Raw genomic sequence first — 15,520 nt, forward strand, 5'->3', positions numbered from 1 at the left:
TCAATAGACACAACACCCAGATTTTACTTTGTTTCTCCATATTTCATTCTTTGTATTACAGAAGTTATCTCGTATGCAAAGGTAGGATGTTTTTTGTTTATTTATGCTTATTCAGATAAAAAAATATGTCCTATAACATAAATTAATGGTATGGATTACATTTTTTTCTTAAAGAGAACTTTGGATAAAACAGAACCGGCTTTTTTAATTCCCCAAGAGATAAGAATCGGCTTGATAATATCCCATGCCACCGGCATCATACTCCTGCCCAGAGACAATATATCAGTCAGACCAAGTGTCTCAATATTTTGGTCTTCTTTAGTATAGGCCGTTTGCCCGGTATTGGGTGACGCCTGCTTTTGTTTAGGAAAAACCAGTGCAGAGAATCCAGACAATAAAAGTGATGCTGCATTTTCCTGTATATAGGTAAAGTCTGCATTTAATTTTTGTTCCTGTAAAAGGCAACGTTCCTGTAACCGGTTTTTGTCAGAAATCAGTTTCTCCAGCGGTGTCTGTTGTTTGTTCATTGTCGGACTCCTTTTTTTTATCTTCAATTGCTGTAAGTACAGAAATTATTTCATTTACAATTGCTTCACTAATTTTGTTTTTGTTGAAAATGATAATGGCAAATAATATCATATAGAGTAATGCTACGATAGCAAAACCTCCTGCCACATTGTCCAGAATATCGCCTAAAAAGAATCCCAGGGCAAGGAAAATAAATAAAATGGCGAAGAAAGCCAGAAACAGTAAAATTAAACCATACGAAAGAACGGAGACCAATTTCCCCGTCCTTTCGTATGCAGTTAACTTTAGGAGTTCAACTTTCAACTCCACATAAGCTGATAGATCCTCTTTAAGCTTCCGGAAGATTTGTTCTGCGTCTTTTCCCATAATTGCTTATTCGGAAACTACATCTTCAACCGCCTTTTCACAACCGCCTTTGGCTTCTTTGATTTTGGCCATTGCACCACTGAAGCCTTCTTTTACCTTGCCAACTACATTGTTTAGCTCATCCAGTATTTGTTCCTTCTTATCGGTTGCTACCAAATAACCAACAGCGGCACCTACTGCAGCGCCAACAACTAATCCCAATAACAATTTTGAATCGATACTTTTCATAACTTGTCTATTTTAAGAGTTACTACTATTGTAACCTTTTTTTTTACGGGTTAGTTCAATGTCCCGGCGATTTTTATAGATAATTTTCTGGATTATTGTTTTTCGACACGTACGGCGACCCAATTATTTTTTTCGTTGAACGAAACTAATTTTAATCCGTTGTTTGTGCAAGATTCCGCTATAACCGGAATGTCTTCACTATAAAACCCACTCATATACAAGATGCTTCCCGGCTTCATGCAGGCGCTGTAGGATGCCATATCGTTCAATAAAATATTTCGGTTTATATTGGCAAAAACAAAATCGAATCTGCCAAGTTCTGCAATTTTCTCGGCTCCCCCTAAATGAATGCTTACGTTAGGCGTATGATTTGTTGCAATATTCTCAAGTGCATTGTTATATGCCCACTCGTCGATGTCTACAGCCTCAATGCGCGACGCCCCTTTTTTCGCGGCAAGAATGGCTAATACTGCTGTTCCGCATCCCATATCAAGTACCTCTTTGCCTTCAAGATCGAGTTTGAGTATCTCGCTGATCATAAGAAAGGTTGTTTCATGATTCCCGGTCCCAAAAGCCATCTTCGGATCTATGATGATGGTATGAGTAATATCCGGAACCGCTTCGTGGAATGAAGCTCGTATGATACATTCATTTCCGATCCGGATGGGTTGGAAGTAATTCTTCTCCCATGCTTCGTTCCAGTTTTTGCTTACAATAAACTTTTCGATGTAAGCGAAAGTTACAGGCCCCAGAGGAAAAGAGGTAATTTTATCTTTAATAGCTTCCGTATCGTAAAGTTTCTCTGATATATAAGCTGTTAGTCCGTTTTCGTTTGAAGTAAAGCTTTCAAAGCCAATTTCACCCAATTCGGAAGCAAGCACATCGTTTATAATTTCGGTATCTATAGGAGATGTATATGTAAATTGTACTTCGTAATAGTTCATACTGCTTCTTATTTAATGTTTTACGCGTACAAAGGTAGTGAAAAAAGTTTGGCAAAGTTTGTTTGTTTTACAAACTTGTACTACTTTTGCAGTCTGAATTCTGCAGAGGGTAAATAAGCGAAGCCTGAAGAGGCATCCACCCCCGGGAGATAACCTGTATAATTAAAAGACAGATGTACGTAATCGTAGAAATTAACGGTCAGCAGTTTAAAGCCGAAGAAGGCAAAAAATTGTTTGTTCACCACATTCAGAATGTTGAAGGTGGAGCAGTTGTTGAGTTTGACAAAGTTTTGTTGGTCGACAACAATGGTGATGTAAAAGTAGGTCTTCCTACTGTAGAGGGAGCAAAGGTTGTTTGCGAAGTTCTTTCTCCGCTTGTAAAGGGTGACAAAGTTCTGATTTTCCACAAGAAAAGAAGAAAAGGTTACCGTAAGTTGAACGGTCACCGTCAGCAGTTCACTGAAGTGAGTGTTAAAGAAATTGTTGCATAACGATTAAAAAGGAAAGAAAATGGCACATAAAAAAGGTGTAGGTAGTTCGAAGAACGGCCGTGAATCACAAAGTAAACGATTAGGCGTTAAAATCTTTGGTGGTGAAGTTGCTAAAGCCGGTAACATTCTTATCCGTCAGAGAGGAACACAACATCATCCGGGTGAAAACGTTGGTATTGGTAAAGACCACACGTTGTATGCTTTGGTAGACGGTGTTGTAAAATTCCGTAAGAGAAAAGATAACAGATCATTTGTTTCAGTTGAAGAAATCAAAGCTGAAGCATAACATATCTTTCGCTAAAAAACAAAAAGCAGGGTATTCATCCATTGAATATCCTGCTTTTTTTATGCTTTAATGTTGCTTCTGTATGCCATATCAATAGGGATGATATATAAGGTGAAAAACTGCAGATGTTAAGGATAAATAATTAACATCTTTCAATTCAACAATATTATAGGAAAATAGGTTATACATTCAATTTATTATATTGTCTGTACTTATAAACTATTTTATTATGATTAAAAGGATTGCCTTTATATTCTTTGTTATATTTATCGCTTCAAGTGTTAATGCACAGGTTGCAAATCTGAATGAGGCACAGACCCAGGCAAGGAGTGAGAATAAATTGATTTTAGTTAAATTTTCGGGCTCAGATTGGTGCGGACCCTGCATCATGCTGAAAAAATCAATCTATGACACCCAGGAGTTTATATCATTTGCCAACGAAAAACTTATTTTACTCAATGCCGATTTTCCACGTCAGAAAAAGAATCAACTATCAAAAGAACAACAGGAGTGGAATGATAAACTTGCAGAAAAATATAACCCGGATGGACTTTTCCCTTTTATGGCGTTGCTCAATGCTGACGGAAATGTACTCTATACCTGGGATGGATACAATAAGAAGTTGGCAGTTTCTGACTATATATATGAGATAAATCAGCACATTAAATAAGCCGGGAATGAATTTGGTAAAGGTGCAAACCAAGTTAATGGGGAATGCGTTTGAATTTATCGCATTAAGCGAAAACGAACGTTTAGGAAAAGACCAGATAGCATGTGCTATTGATGAGGTTAAGCGCATAGAGAAATTGTTCACAACCTTCAGCGACGATAGTGTAACAAATAAGGTAAATGAAAATGCCGGCAAAAAACCAGTTGAAGTCCCGGAAGAGTTTTTTAGTTTAGTTTACAGGGCTCAAAAAATATCCGCTCTTACCCAAGGTTATTTTGACCTTTCTTATGGTTCTCTTGATAAAGATTTTTGGAATTTCAATCAAGAGATGACCTCATTACCCAATCCCGCAGATGCAAAGAAATCTGTTCATTTGATTGACTACCGGAACATCATTTTAAACAATGAAGATAGAACGATCTTTCTTAAAAATAAAGGTATGCGTATTGGATTTGGTGGAATTGGCAAAGGGTATGCAGCCGATTGCGCTAAACGGGTTATGCTTGGGATAGGGGTAAGCAGTGGGATTGTAAGTGCTTCGGGCGATTTAAATGCCTGGGGTTATCAAGAAGATGGATCACCCTGGACCATCGGTATTGCCAATCCGAATTTGAAACATTCATTTTTTTCTACGATTAATATCACAAACAAATCGATTGCCACTTCCGGTAATTATGAAAAATTTGTGATGATTGATAATCAGTTGTATTCTCATACCATCAATCCTAAAACCGGATATCCCATCAAGGGAATAAAAAGTGTCACAATTATTACTACCAATGCCGAACTTGCCGATGCGATGGCAACGCCCATAAATATTTTAGGTGTTGCCGAAGGGTTGAATCTTATCAATCAGATTAAAGGAATCGAATGTATCCTTATAGACGATAATAATAAGTTATTTGTATCAAATAATATTAAACTTATAAAATGAATAAAAAAGTAGTTTGCATTGTGTTTGCATGTTGTGTGATTCTGCTTTCTTCCTGTACAACCGTAAAACCATACCAGAAATCAAGGATTAACGATGCTGAAATGGTACTTTCAAGTCAGAAGATAGAGAAATTTCAAAACAACTTTTTATTGTATAGAGAGGGAGCCTCGGGCGGTAATGGTGGCAGAACTGGCGGTGGTTGTGGTTGTAATTAAGTAATAGAAACAAAGTATGAAGAAAATAGTAATTACAGTTGCAGCACTGGTAATGTGTTTGAATGTTGCTAAGGCGCAGAATGATAGCACGAGTAACCGGAAGCTAAAAATCGATGAAGTTAATTTTATTACGAGTTACTATCATCAAGATGGTAATAATTCGGCTGTTACAGGAGGTATCGGTAGCGAAAAGTTAGACGATTTTGGCAACTCGATCGATTTGCAATTAAGCCGGTTTGATAAGAAAAATAATAAGCATACGTTTGGCGTTGAATTAGGTATTGATGTTTACAGCTCTGCCTCTTCCGACAAAATTGATCCTACAACCATTTCATCAGCATCAAGTAAAGATGTACGCATTTCTCCCTCGCTCAACTATCTTAAAGAAAATGCAAAAAATAATACAGCATTAGGTGGTGGAGTCTCTTTTTCGCAGGAGTTCGATTATACATCCATTGGAGCTAATGTCCTTTTTGCGAAGGCGACGAAGGATAAAAACAGGGAATTCTCTGCTAAGGCATCCGTTTTTCTTGATACGTGGAGTGTGATACTCCCGGTAGAACTCCGTAATATTGAGACCAATTTTAAATACAAACAAGGAGATAATGCCCCTCGTAATTCCTATAACCTGGCTTTAGGTCTTAGTCAAGTGGTAAATCAACGGCTTCAGGTTTCTATTCTTACAGACATCGGATATCAGACCGGATTACTGGGTACAGCCTATCAGCGGGTGTATTTTGGGGATAATGGCAATAATGCCTATTCTGAAAAGTTGCCAGATAACCGGTTTAAGTTACCAGTGGGACTTAGGGCGAACTATTTTCTGGGAGATAAATTTATTCTTCGAAGCTTTTATCGTTTTTATACCGATAGCTGGAATTTAACGGCGCATACCGCCGAACTGGAAATACCATACAAAATTACACCCTTTGTTTCGGTTGCTCCATTTTATCGCTTTTACAGTCAATCCGGAGTAGACTATTTTAAACCTTACAAGGAACATTTGTTGTCTGATAACAGTGAATTTTATACCAGCGATTACGATTTGTCAAAATTTACAAGTCACCTGTTCGGACTCAATTTTCGCATGGTTTCGGCAAATGGACTTATGGGGGTTAAAAAGCTTAATGTGGTAGAGTTAAGATATAGTTACTACAATCGAAGTACGGATCTTACTTCGCATCTGATAACCCTGGCTCTTAAGTTTAAATAGTCCGGTTTCTTTTGTTGCAAAGCAAAACCTGTATAGAGGATACAACTCTCTATGCAATATGGCAATAACTTCCGCATTTTGCAGAACAATATAGTTCTACAAAGTATGGAAGTTATTATTTTTGCATATATTTGTATTAAACCTTCTATGTATGAATCCGATTAAACAAATCTATAAACTCTCCCCTTTACTCTTTTGTTTACTGCTAGTAGCTTGTGGAACCAAAAAGCAAGTGGAAAAGGAGCCGATAACCTCTGATAACCTTTCTCAGATATATGGTATGCGTATTACTTCCTCCGATAATGAAATGCTTTATGCGGAAGGTGCTAAATGGTTGGGAGTTCCTCATCGTTATGGCGGATCAAATAAGCAGGGAGTCGATTGTTCCGGCTTTGTATCTATTCTCTACGAACAGGTGTACGGTCGCCAACTATCACGTTCTTCGGCTGATATGCTGAAACACGACTGCAGGAAAATTTCCCGTGATGAGCTAAAGGAAGGAGATCTCGTATTCTTCCGGACGGAAGGTGGACGGAAAAAGAGTCCCAATCACTCCGGTATCTACCTTAAAAATGGCAAATTTATTCATACCAGCACCTCACGGGGGGTGATGGTGAGCAGCTTGAGTGAACCTTACTATCTGCGTACCTGGGTGGCTGCCGGGAGGGTTAAGTAACGTGTCCCTTGGTTCATTGCCAATTGATATTGTTGTGCTGTATCGATTTCCGTAAAGTTCATATAAAGTTTTTTTTCATTTGTTGTTTAAATAGTATGTTCTCTATAATTTGTTTAACTTTGTAGCTCAATTAAAAAGCATAGATAAAGTATGTTGACGCTTAAAGTAATTACGGAAAACCCGGACGAAGTAATCCGCAGGTTGGCCAAAAAGCATTTTGATGCGAAAGAGATTATCGGTAAAATTATCGAGTTAGATAAAACAAGACGTACTACACAGTCGGTTTTGGATGAGAATTTGGCTACGTTGAATAACTTATCGAAAACAATCGGTGCCCTGATGAAAGAGGGAAAGAAGGAAGAGGCGGAGCAAGCCCGAGCTAAAGTTGCCGAGATGAAAGAAGGTAACAAAGAGCTGGATGCCGCTAAAACCGCAGCAGAGCAGGAGATGAACAATCTGTTGGTACTGGTTCCCAACTTGCCTCACGATTCAGTACCCGAAGGTCGTGCAGCGGAAGATAATCTATGCGAAAAGAGTGGCGGAGTAGTTCCTCAATTACACGAAGGTGCAGTTCCTCACTGGGATTTGTGTAAGAAATACGACCTGATCGATTTCGAATTGGGTGTTAAGATAACCGGTGCAGGTTTCCCTGTATATAAAGGATATGGTTGCCGTTTGCAGCGTGCGCTCATTAATTTCTTTTTGGATAATGCGCGCGAAGCCGGCTATTTGGAGATACAACCTCCTTATGTAGTAAATGCCGACTCGGGTTATGGTACCGGTCAGCTTCCCGATAAAGAGGGACAGATGTACCACGCTACGCTTGACGATCTGTACCTGATACCAACAGCCGAAGTTCCGGTAACCAATATTTACCGTGATGTGATATTGAACGAATCTGAATTACCTATCAAGAACACAGCCTATTCGGCTTGTTTCCGTCGCGAAGCAGGCTCATACGGCAAGGATGTTCGCGGATTGAACCGTCTGCATCAGTTCGACAAGGTAGAGATTGTTCGCATCGATACTCCCGAGCATTCTTATGAATCATTGAAGGAAATGGTAGATTACGTACAATCGTTGGTAGAAAAACTGGAACTCCCCTGGCGTATTTTGCGCTTATGTGGAGGCGATATGAGTTTCACATCGGCCATCACGTTCGACTTCGAGGTATATTCTGCAGCACAAGAACGTTGGTTGGAAGTGAGTTCCGTATCCAACTTTGAGAGCTATCAGGCAAACCGACTGAAATGTCGTTACCGCGATGCCAGCAAGAAGACGCAGCTTTGTCACACGTTGAACGGTAGTGCCCTTGCTTTACCACGTATCGTTGCGGCATTGTTGGAAAACAACCAGACTCCCGAGGGTATCCGTATACCAAAAGCATTGGTACCTTACACAGGTTTCGATATGATTAAATAAGCTTCTTTGAAGTATGCAAAATAATAAAGGGTTGTCCGCAGCGGACAACCCTTTTCCTTTTATTACAACTATGCTGGTAATTACTAGATAAAGAGATTCACATTCGATTCTTCTGCACGTTCCAGATAAGAAGCCACCCCTCCGTAAACAACGTTGTCCAATAGTTCTTCCTCTTTTACGCCCATCACATCCATACTCATGGTACAGGCAATCATCTCCACTCCATTGTCAACGGCCTGTTGCATCAATTCTTCCAGACTGGATATCTTTTTGTTTTTCATGATCAGGCGCATCATCCAGCTACCGGCTCCACCCATATTTAATTTGGATAGTTTCAGCTTACCGCTGTGCGAAGGCAACATCATGCCGAACATCTTGCCAAAAATATCTTTTGCTACCGAAGGTTTTTCACGTTTCTTGATTACGTTTAGTCCCCAGAAAGTAAAGAACATACTCACTTTCTTTCCAGTAGAGGCTGCCCCGTTGGCAATTACAAATGAGGCGAGTGCTTTATCTAAATCATCGCTGAACACGATGAAGGTTTTATTATCTCCGTTACTTATCATTTTATTCTGATTTTGAGATTCTGTTTTTTCAATCGTTGCGTGAATAACACCGGCCTTGTTTTCGACCGACAGTAAGTTGGCTCCGGTAATTTTGCACCACGCCACCACATCCTTGGCAAAGCCAGGATCGGTTGCGGTAATGTGTAATTGCTCGCCCAAACCTATTTCTCCATAGTTCTTTTTTAGCTGCATAACCGGTCCCGGACATTGTAACCCGCAGGCATCAATCATTTTCAACTCTTTTATTTCCTTCAGAGCCGGAATAACAACCTCTTCTGTACCGTCTTCGTTAGCCGGCTTTGAGGTGATGTGCTGATTTATATTCGGTTCGATACGGGCCAACGACCATGTTTTGTATCCACCGGATAAGTTTCTTACCCTTTCGTATCCATTCTGAACCAGAATACGGTAAGCAACATAACCACGTAATCCAACAGCACAAGTAACCACTATGTCTTTATCCAGCGGAAGCTCTGGAAGACGGCTGCGTAGTTCATCCACCGGAATATTCACAGATCCGGGTATGGAACCCAATGCAAATTCCTCCCGTGTACGTACGTCTACGATAAGAGCCTCTTTCGATAGACCCTCTATGTCTCTCCACTGAGCCGTCTTTACTTTACCGGTAAGGATATTTTCTGCTACAAAACCAGCCATATTAACCGGATCTTTAGCCGACGAGTAGGGAGGAGCATAGGCATGTTCCAACTCCATTAAATCGTATACAGTACCATTGTTACGGATAACCTGAGCCAACATCTCGATACGTTTGTCAACTCCATCAAAACCTACCACCTGCGCACCCAGAAGTTTGCCTGTCTTTGGAGCAAATAATATCTTGATGGATAAAGAAAGGGCACCCGGATAATAGCCAGCATGCGATCCGCTGTGGGTAAACGATTCATGGTAAGGAATACCCTCTTTGGCTAGTAATTTACTGTTGGCTCCGGCTGCAGCGACAGTAAGATGAAATATCTTCGCAATGGATGTGCCGATTGAACCTTCGTATACCTTCTTATTTCCATAAACGATGTTGTCGGCAACGATACGTCCCTGTTTATTTGCAGGACCTGCCAGCGGAATCAATGCTTTACTACCGGTAACAAGATGAGTTACCTCAACGGCATCACCCAATGCATAAATATCCGGATCTGAAGTCTGCATATATTCATTCACTTCAATTCCTCCCAGTTTACCAAGAGCAAGACCTGCCTCCTTGGCAAGAAGAGTTTCCGGACGAACCCCGATACTTAGTATCACCATATCTGTTTCCAGCTCTTTGCCGCTGGCCAATACTACGGCAACCCCGTTTTCTGTTTCTTTGAAGCTTGCAACGCCATCACCAAGATATAAGGATACGTTGTTTTCAACCATATGATGATGAACGATGGCGGCCATCGAATAATCCAGCGGAGCCATAACCTGGTTGGCCATCTCAATAACACCTACTTCGATACCCAGTTCATGAAGGTTCTCGGCCATTTCCAAACCTATAAAACCACCCCCAATCACCAAGGCCCTTTTGGGTTTAATTGTGTTTATATATCCTTTAATCGTATCGGTGTCCGGCACATTTCGTAGTGTAAAGATACGGTTACCGGATATTCCGTCAACTCGCGGACGAATGGGCTCGGCCCCCGGCGATAGTACCAGCTTGTCGTATACTTCAGAATAAGTTTCGTTTGTTACCAGATTCTTTACCAACACCGTTTTGCCTTGGGGCTGAATGGCAACAACCTCTTGTTTTGTACGGATGTCGATATTAAAGCGAGCTGTAAATCCCTGAGCTGTCTGAACGAAAAGATTGTCGCGCTGGGTAATGGTATCACCAATATAGTAGGGGAGTCCGCAGTTTGCATACGAAACATAGGCTCCGCGTTCAAAAAGAATGATCTCAGCCTGTTCATCCATTCTTCGCAAACGGGCTGCTACCGTAGCCCCTCCGGCTACACCTCCGATAATAAGATACTTCATATATTTATAATTTGTAATGCTAATAGTTTGTAATGGAAAATAAATGGGTAAAAAAAGGGAATTAATCCCTTTTCATACATTCTGTAAGCTTTTCAAACAGACTTTCAATCTGAAGTTCGGCTGTCATCATCTGAGCTACTTTAGTTTTGCCGGTTTCAGACAATTCAAATATCATCTGACGTTTGTCTTCTTTGCATATAGTTCTGTTTATTAAACCTTTGTCTTCAACCGAAGTGATAATTTTAGATACCCTCGAATTAGACAATCCGATAAAGTCGCATATCAGTCCGGCCGACTTACATTCGCCGTCTTTCAGGCAACAAAGCAGCATTGCCTCATTGATTGTAAGTTCGTACGCATCCAGAAAATCCTTTTCGAACTGGTACAAGGTCTTATATATATCTTTAATTACACAAATTGGTTCCATACTATTCCTATTAATTCGTTGCAAAGATAAACATATATTCTTTAATGTAATAATTTTTAGTGGAAAATATTTCAAATAATTGTTAGCTATATATAAAAAAGGGCAGTTCATTTAGTTGAACTGCCCTTTTTATGGATTAATCCGTATTAATCGCGGTTTGAAAAGTACTTCATAAACTGAGCACGTTCGTAGCGAGACGGATCACTAATATTTTTATAATTTAATTTACCACGGAATTCTTCGATGGTTTTAATGCGCGACTGATGCATCCATTCCTCAATGCAGGTAAGGATCTGCGAGATAATTTCGGATCCGTGCGTATACAAAGCACTGGTTAGCTGTACAGTGGATGCTCCTGCAAGTAAGCACTTAATCACATCTTCCCAATCGTGCACACCGGTTGAGGCGGCAATATTAATTCCCGGGATTTGTCCGCTTACGATACCAGTCCACCGCAAGGTATCACTCAGGTCCGAATGGTTACTGAATACATTGCCCGAAACAATCTGCATCGTATTGATGTCTATATCCGGCTGGTAGTAGCGGTTAAACAACACCACAGCATCAGCACCATTAACCTTCAAGGTGTTTACAAGTGCAGGTATGTTGGCAAAGTTCTTTCCTATTTTGATAATGATCGGAATACGAACTGTCTCCTTTACCTTACGTATAATGTTGACATACGTCGTCTGCATCTTATAATAATCGTGGGTGAGGGATGTTTCCAGGTAAAAAACGTTTAGCTCCAGAGCGTCGGCTCCGGCAAGTTCAATCTGACGGGCAAAGTCAATCCAGTTATCGGCTTTATAGCAATTGATGCTGGCAATAATTGGAATTGTACACAATGCTTTTGTTTTTTTGATAAGTTCGAGGTATTCGTTTACCTGATTCACCTTTACATATTCCTGTACATAGTCTGATGCTTCCGGATAGTCGGAATCCTTTAAAAGGTTGGACGACTGCATCTCAATTTGCTCTTCAAAGAGTGATTTCAACACAATGGCGCCTACACCAGCCTTTTCAAATTCTTTATTTCTTTCCGGATTGTTTGTCAGGCCGGAGCTTCCGGCTATTAGCGGATTACGAAGTTTTAATCCGGCATATTCAGTTTTCAAGTCAATCATGATCCCGATTTATTTTAGTTCAAGTTTACAAAGATAACCATTAATCCTAACCAAAAAACAGGCAAGCTATTTAATAAGGTTAAAACTAGTAAGAGCGTTCCCCAAAAATACTGCTTCCAACGCGTATCATTGTGCTCCCTTCCGCAATGGCAAGCTTATAATCGTGGCTCATTCCCATTGAAATTTCCCGGAAGGAATCCTGGGTTGAAAAGTATGATGCTTTTACTGTTTTAAAGAACGTATTCAGTTTGGCAAATTCATCACAGATTTGAGTTTCGTTGTCGGTATTGGTGGCCATGCCCATCAATCCGCAAACCTCTACATGCTTACAGTCGGCAATAAGGCCACTTTCCAGTAATTCGATGCACTCTTCAAAGCTAAGTCCGAATTTAGTATCTTCCCGTGCGATGTAAATCTGTAGTAAAACGCGTATGGTGCGGTTAAACCTGGCAGCCTGCTTGTCCACCTCCTGTAATAATTTAGCAGAATCAATACTGTGGATCGTATGAATAAACGGAGCAATTGTTTTTACTTTATTACTTTGCAGATGCCCTATAAAGTGCCACTGAATGTCTTTTGGCATCACTTCCTGTTTTAAAAGCAGTTCCTGTGCTTTGTTTTCTCCAAAAACACGCTGACCGGCAGCATAGGCTTCCTGCAAAGCTTCCACAGGATGAAACTTTGAAACAGCAACAAGCGTTACCCCTTCAGGGATAGACGCTTGTAACTGTTTTATGTTAGACGATATGCTCATGTCGGTTAACGAGCCTCTTTTGTATCGTCAACAGCAAAAGGAAATACATCCATCAGCATGGTTTCGGCAACAGATCCGATGGAATAATCAGCCATAGTGCTCTTCATGCCCTCTTCCAGAACCGCAATAGCCTCTTTCAGGGTACAAGCCTGTGCAAGCATATTGACAGCAGTCTTCTTCTCTGCGCCACTCTTTTCGTCAAGCGTGATGAAGTAAACCTTAAACTTAAAGAAGCGGTCGCCGGCCTCATTGAAGAAAAGCTCCGAAATCTTGGCGCGCTTGATATCAGCTACAGTGAAATCGCCTGTAATATAGGGCTGGATCTCTTCGATAATCCGAGCTTCGGCTTCTGTAAACGACAAGGCATCAACCAAGTAAGGTTCCGTTACTTTCTTCTGCATCCCGTTTTCCATCATCTTCTCGTAAGTTACCTTACACTCAAACCAATTATGCATATTCAATTTTTTTATGGATTGTTTATTACTAAAACAGCACACAAAAGTAGCTGCTATCCTTAAATAATCCAACTTAAAACATGAAAAACAATTAAACTATTCCGTACACCCGTATGTTATAAATATACAGTATAGTGTTTTTCATGGTATTAGATTTTTAAGATTAGTAAAGAGAATGATCATCCAATTCGTGAGAACAGGATGAATTGCATGAGATAGCAACCGGAGTTAGAAAGCTTTTATTTCTTTCCCGGTTGTTTTCGTTTGATAAAATCAAACCTCATCAATCGCATAAAGGCTTGAAAAGCAAAGACGTTTGTAATCAAATATCTCTGAAGGATCAAAGAAACGATTCAATTCGATTTTTGCTGTTTCGATAGAGTCGGATGCGTGAACCATGTTTTCCTGTATACTCATGCTATAATCTCCTCTGATGGTTCCCGGTTGAGCGATTCGCCCGTTTGTAGGTCCGGATATAGTTCTTACAACCTGAACAGCATCCACGCCTTCCCAGCAACAAACAATAACAGGACAAACTTCCATAGCATCTTTGATTCTACCAAAAAACGGCTTATCAAGTAAATGTGCATAGTGTTCTTTAAGAATCTCATCTGTAAGCCAAATCATTTTCGCGCCTACAAGTCTTAATCCTTTTTTTTCAAATCGTGAGATGATTTCTCCAATCAAACCTCGCTGTATAGTACAAGGTTTTAGAATAACAAGTGTTCGTTCCATAACAATTTTATATTAGAATATTTAGACGGTTAATTCTTCGCGCCAAAGATACCTTTTTTGGCTATGGTTCCAAATAGTTTGTTTAGAATTTGAGTGATAAATTTGATTTATTTTGAAGAAAAGCCTGGAAATATAGCCAAAGCCGGAACGAAAAGGTCGTGCGAAGGTCAAAAATGACCTATCGCACGACCTTAAATTTGTTTATGTTTGCGGGAAGCGTTTAGGGCAGCTTCCGTACCCGATATAAATCTTATTCCTTAATCGAGTGAATGAATCACCAGACCCGAACGGAGCTTAGGCTCGAACCAGGTTGTTTTAGGAGGCATGATGTTGCCGGTGTCGGCAATGTCGATCAATTGCTTCATTGATACGGGATACAATGCCAGAGCCACACGCATTTCGCCACTGTCCACCCGTTGCTTCAATTCACCTAAACCACGAATACCGCCTACAAAATCGATACGCTTGTCGGACCGGAGATCCTTGATACCAAGAATTTCATCCAAAATAAGATTGGAAGAGATGGTTACATCCAGTACACCGATGGGATCGTTATCGTTGTAAGTTCCCTGTTTTGCCGTAAGTGAGTACCATTTACCAGACAGATACAATGCGAAGTTGTGAAGCTGGCCGGGCTTGTAAATAGCCTCTCCTTTTTCTTCCACTACAAAGTTTTCGGCAACTTTTGCAAGAAACTCTTCGTCGGTCAGACCGTTCAGATCTTTAACCACACGGTTGTAGTCGATGATAGTAAGCTGATCAGCGGGGAAACATACAGCCATAAAATAGTTGTACTCTTCCTTACCTGTATGATTTGGATTTTGTTGAGCTTTTTCGGCACCTACCAATGCGGCCGCGGCCGAACGGTGATGACCGTCGGCAATGTACAGCGAAGGCATAGCGGCAAACAGTTCCGTGATACGGGCCATATCAGCCTCGTTGTCGATAATCCAGAACTGGTGACCAAATCCGTCGTGTGCAGCAACAAAATCATAAACCGGCGTCTGAGCCGTATATTTCTTTACCAGTGCATCCAGTTCGGCATTGTCGGGATAAGCGAAAAACACAGGTTCTATGTTAGCATTGTTTATACGTACATGCTTCATGCGGTCTTCTTCCTTGTCGCGACGGGTAAGCTCATGCTTTTTGATGTTACCCTTCATGTAGTCGTCCACATAAGCACAAACCACCAGTCCGTACTGGGTACGGCCGTTCATAGTTTGCGCATATACATAATACTGTTCTTTTTCGTCTTGTACCAACCATCCGTTTTTTTGGAACTTGGCAAAATTCTCTGCTGCTTTTTGATAAACAGCTTCATCGTGCTCATCAGTACCCACCGGAAAATCGATCTCCGGTTTGATGATGTGATACAACGATTTCTCGTTCCCTTCAGCCTCTTTGCGGGCCTCTTCAGAATTCAGTACGTCGTAAGGGCGTGAAGCCACTTGCTCAATTAAAGCCTGCGGGGGTCTAATTCCCTTAAACGGTTTAATAATTGCCATGGTTATC

General features: G+C 40.6%; 19 protein-coding genes. 8 read left to right on the forward strand and 11 right to left on the reverse strand.

The features are described 5' to 3' along the window. Positions 1–155: 155 nt before the first annotated feature. The 4 genes from AB7E53_RS03380 to prmA all read right to left on the reverse strand — a co-directional run bounded on the left by AB7E53_RS03380 (position 156) and on the right by prmA (position 2,066). Positions 156–527 (reverse strand): hypothetical protein, encoded by a 372-nt coding sequence (locus AB7E53_RS03380; protein WP_179398744.1) that lies wholly within the window; start codon positions 525–527, stop codon positions 156–158. Next, positions 487–894, reverse strand: a complete 408-nt coding sequence (locus tag AB7E53_RS03385; protein WP_079682953.1) for a phage holin family protein — start codon at positions 892–894, stop codon at positions 487–489. Before AB7E53_RS03385 ends, AB7E53_RS03380 begins: the two co-directional genes overlap by 41 nt. A gap of 6 nt (positions 895–900) precedes the next feature. Further along, positions 901–1,122 carry a YtxH domain-containing protein gene (locus AB7E53_RS03390; RefSeq protein WP_079682954.1) on the reverse strand — a complete coding sequence of 74 codons (222 nt, stop codon included), beginning with the start codon at positions 1,120–1,122 and terminating at the stop codon, positions 901–903. 92 nt (positions 1,123–1,214) lie between these two features. Continuing rightward, positions 1,215–2,066: a 50S ribosomal protein L11 methyltransferase gene (gene prmA / locus AB7E53_RS03395; RefSeq protein WP_421466899.1), complete on the reverse strand. Its 852-nt coding sequence runs from the start codon at positions 2,064–2,066 to the stop codon at positions 1,215–1,217. A 173-nt stretch (positions 2,067–2,239) separates the two neighbouring features. Between prmA and rplU the strand changes: the two genes are divergently transcribed. From rplU to serS, 8 genes are all read left to right on the forward strand, one after another. After that, positions 2,240–2,557 (forward strand): 50S ribosomal protein L21, encoded by a 318-nt coding sequence (rplU, locus tag AB7E53_RS03400; protein ID WP_068186790.1) that lies wholly within the window; start codon positions 2,240–2,242, stop codon positions 2,555–2,557. A gap of 19 nt (positions 2,558–2,576) precedes the next feature. Beyond that, positions 2,577–2,843 (forward strand): 50S ribosomal protein L27, encoded by a 267-nt coding sequence (gene rpmA / locus AB7E53_RS03405; RefSeq protein ID WP_079682956.1) that lies wholly within the window; start codon positions 2,577–2,579, stop codon positions 2,841–2,843. Positions 2,844–3,072: 229 nt separating this feature from the next. Further along, on the forward strand, positions 3,073–3,513 hold the full coding sequence (locus AB7E53_RS03410; RefSeq protein WP_321719652.1) for a thioredoxin family protein: 441 nt from the start codon (positions 3,073–3,075) through the stop codon (positions 3,511–3,513). A gap of 7 nt (positions 3,514–3,520) precedes the next feature. Next, on the forward strand, positions 3,521–4,447 hold the full coding sequence (locus AB7E53_RS03415) for an FAD:protein FMN transferase (protein WP_446774166.1): 927 nt from the start codon (positions 3,521–3,523) through the stop codon (positions 4,445–4,447). Continuing rightward, positions 4,444–4,662, forward strand: coding sequence for a DUF4266 domain-containing protein (locus tag AB7E53_RS03420; protein WP_079682959.1), 219 nt, complete (start codon positions 4,444–4,446; stop codon positions 4,660–4,662). Before AB7E53_RS03415 ends, AB7E53_RS03420 begins: the two co-directional genes overlap by 4 nt. Before the next feature lie 16 nt (positions 4,663–4,678). Continuing rightward, positions 4,679–5,875 carry a DUF3570 domain-containing protein gene (locus AB7E53_RS03425; RefSeq protein ID WP_446774168.1) on the forward strand — a complete coding sequence of 399 codons (1,197 nt, stop codon included), beginning with the start codon at positions 4,679–4,681 and terminating at the stop codon, positions 5,873–5,875. A 151-nt stretch (positions 5,876–6,026) separates the two neighbouring features. Next, the gene (locus AB7E53_RS03430) at positions 6,027–6,551 is read left to right on the forward strand and encodes a C40 family peptidase (RefSeq protein ID WP_350456631.1); all 525 of its coding nucleotides are present in this window, start codon (positions 6,027–6,029) and stop codon (positions 6,549–6,551) included. Between the two features lie 150 nt (positions 6,552–6,701). After that, on the forward strand, positions 6,702–7,973 hold the full coding sequence (gene serS / locus AB7E53_RS03435) for a serine--tRNA ligase (protein ID WP_079682962.1): 1,272 nt from the start codon (positions 6,702–6,704) through the stop codon (positions 7,971–7,973). Between the two features lie 83 nt (positions 7,974–8,056). On the opposite strand, the gene AB7E53_RS03440 is transcribed toward serS, so the two are convergent. From AB7E53_RS03440 to AB7E53_RS03470, 7 genes are all read right to left on the reverse strand, one after another. After that, complete coding sequence (locus tag AB7E53_RS03440; protein WP_446774170.1) at positions 8,057–10,513, reverse strand: DsrE/DsrF/DrsH-like family protein; 2,457 nt, start codon at positions 10,511–10,513, stop codon at positions 8,057–8,059. A gap of 61 nt (positions 10,514–10,574) precedes the next feature. Next, positions 10,575–10,940, reverse strand: a complete 366-nt coding sequence (locus tag AB7E53_RS03445) for a MarR family winged helix-turn-helix transcriptional regulator (RefSeq protein WP_068186807.1) — start codon at positions 10,938–10,940, stop codon at positions 10,575–10,577. A 146-nt stretch (positions 10,941–11,086) separates the two neighbouring features. Continuing rightward, positions 11,087–12,064: a dihydroorotate dehydrogenase-like protein gene (locus AB7E53_RS03450; RefSeq protein WP_350456629.1), complete on the reverse strand. Its 978-nt coding sequence runs from the start codon at positions 12,062–12,064 to the stop codon at positions 11,087–11,089. Positions 12,065–12,149: 85 nt separating this feature from the next. After that, the gene (locus AB7E53_RS03455; protein ID WP_446774172.1) at positions 12,150–12,818 is read right to left on the reverse strand and encodes a YggS family pyridoxal phosphate-dependent enzyme; all 669 of its coding nucleotides are present in this window, start codon (positions 12,816–12,818) and stop codon (positions 12,150–12,152) included. 5 nt (positions 12,819–12,823) lie between these two features. Next, positions 12,824–13,273 carry a DUF4494 domain-containing protein gene (locus AB7E53_RS03460; protein WP_068186816.1) on the reverse strand — a complete coding sequence of 150 codons (450 nt, stop codon included), beginning with the start codon at positions 13,271–13,273 and terminating at the stop codon, positions 12,824–12,826. 273 nt (positions 13,274–13,546) lie between these two features. Next, on the reverse strand, positions 13,547–14,008 hold the full coding sequence (ndk, locus tag AB7E53_RS03465; RefSeq protein ID WP_068186818.1) for a nucleoside-diphosphate kinase: 462 nt from the start codon (positions 14,006–14,008) through the stop codon (positions 13,547–13,549). A gap of 257 nt (positions 14,009–14,265) precedes the next feature. Continuing rightward, complete coding sequence (locus AB7E53_RS03470) at positions 14,266–15,513, reverse strand: DUF1015 domain-containing protein (RefSeq protein WP_068186820.1); 1,248 nt, start codon at positions 15,511–15,513, stop codon at positions 14,266–14,268. Between the last annotated feature and the right edge of the window lie 7 nt (positions 15,514–15,520).

The organism is Macellibacteroides sp. (assembly GCF_050251695.1).
Taxonomy (GTDB): domain Bacteria; phylum Bacteroidota; class Bacteroidia; order Bacteroidales; family Tannerellaceae; genus Macellibacteroides; species Macellibacteroides fermentans.

Excerpts from the sequence above, each read along its gene's own strand:
- AB7E53_RS03380 (WP_179398744.1), bottom strand. The coding sequence starts at position 527 with ATGAACAAACAACAGACACCGCTGGAGAAACTGATTTCTGACAAAAAC.
- AB7E53_RS03385 (WP_079682953.1), bottom strand. The coding sequence starts at position 894 with ATGGGAAAAGACGCAGAACAAATCTTCCGGAAGCTTAAAGAGGATCTA.
- AB7E53_RS03390 (WP_079682954.1), bottom strand. The coding sequence starts at position 1,122 with ATGAAAAGTATCGATTCAAAATTGTTATTGGGATTAGTTGTTGGCGCT.
- prmA (WP_421466899.1), bottom strand. The coding sequence starts at position 2,066 with ATGAACTATTACGAAGTACAATTTACATATACATCTCCTATAGATACC.
- rplU (WP_068186790.1), top strand. The coding sequence starts at position 2,240 with ATGTACGTAATCGTAGAAATTAACGGTCAGCAGTTTAAAGCCGAAGAA.
- rpmA (WP_079682956.1), top strand. The coding sequence starts at position 2,577 with ATGGCACATAAAAAAGGTGTAGGTAGTTCGAAGAACGGCCGTGAATCA.
- AB7E53_RS03410 (WP_321719652.1), top strand. The coding sequence starts at position 3,073 with ATGATTAAAAGGATTGCCTTTATATTCTTTGTTATATTTATCGCTTCA.
- AB7E53_RS03415 (WP_446774166.1), top strand. The coding sequence starts at position 3,521 with ATGAATTTGGTAAAGGTGCAAACCAAGTTAATGGGGAATGCGTTTGAA.
- AB7E53_RS03420 (WP_079682959.1), top strand. The coding sequence starts at position 4,444 with ATGAATAAAAAAGTAGTTTGCATTGTGTTTGCATGTTGTGTGATTCTG.
- AB7E53_RS03425 (WP_446774168.1), top strand. The coding sequence starts at position 4,679 with ATGAAGAAAATAGTAATTACAGTTGCAGCACTGGTAATGTGTTTGAAT.
- AB7E53_RS03430 (WP_350456631.1), top strand. The coding sequence starts at position 6,027 with ATGAATCCGATTAAACAAATCTATAAACTCTCCCCTTTACTCTTTTGT.
- serS (WP_079682962.1), top strand. The coding sequence starts at position 6,702 with ATGTTGACGCTTAAAGTAATTACGGAAAACCCGGACGAAGTAATCCGC.
- AB7E53_RS03440 (WP_446774170.1), bottom strand. The coding sequence starts at position 10,513 with ATGAAGTATCTTATTATCGGAGGTGTAGCCGGAGGGGCTACGGTAGCA.
- AB7E53_RS03445 (WP_068186807.1), bottom strand. The coding sequence starts at position 10,940 with ATGGAACCAATTTGTGTAATTAAAGATATATATAAGACCTTGTACCAG.
- AB7E53_RS03450 (WP_350456629.1), bottom strand. The coding sequence starts at position 12,064 with ATGATTGACTTGAAAACTGAATATGCCGGATTAAAACTTCGTAATCCG.
- AB7E53_RS03455 (WP_446774172.1), bottom strand. The coding sequence starts at position 12,818 with ATGAGCATATCGTCTAACATAAAACAGTTACAAGCGTCTATCCCTGAA.
- AB7E53_RS03460 (WP_068186816.1), bottom strand. The coding sequence starts at position 13,273 with ATGCATAATTGGTTTGAGTGTAAGGTAACTTACGAGAAGATGATGGAA.
- ndk (WP_068186818.1), bottom strand. The coding sequence starts at position 14,008 with ATGGAACGAACACTTGTTATTCTAAAACCTTGTACTATACAGCGAGGT.
- AB7E53_RS03470 (WP_068186820.1), bottom strand. The coding sequence starts at position 15,513 with ATGGCAATTATTAAACCGTTTAAGGGAATTAGACCCCCGCAGGCTTTA.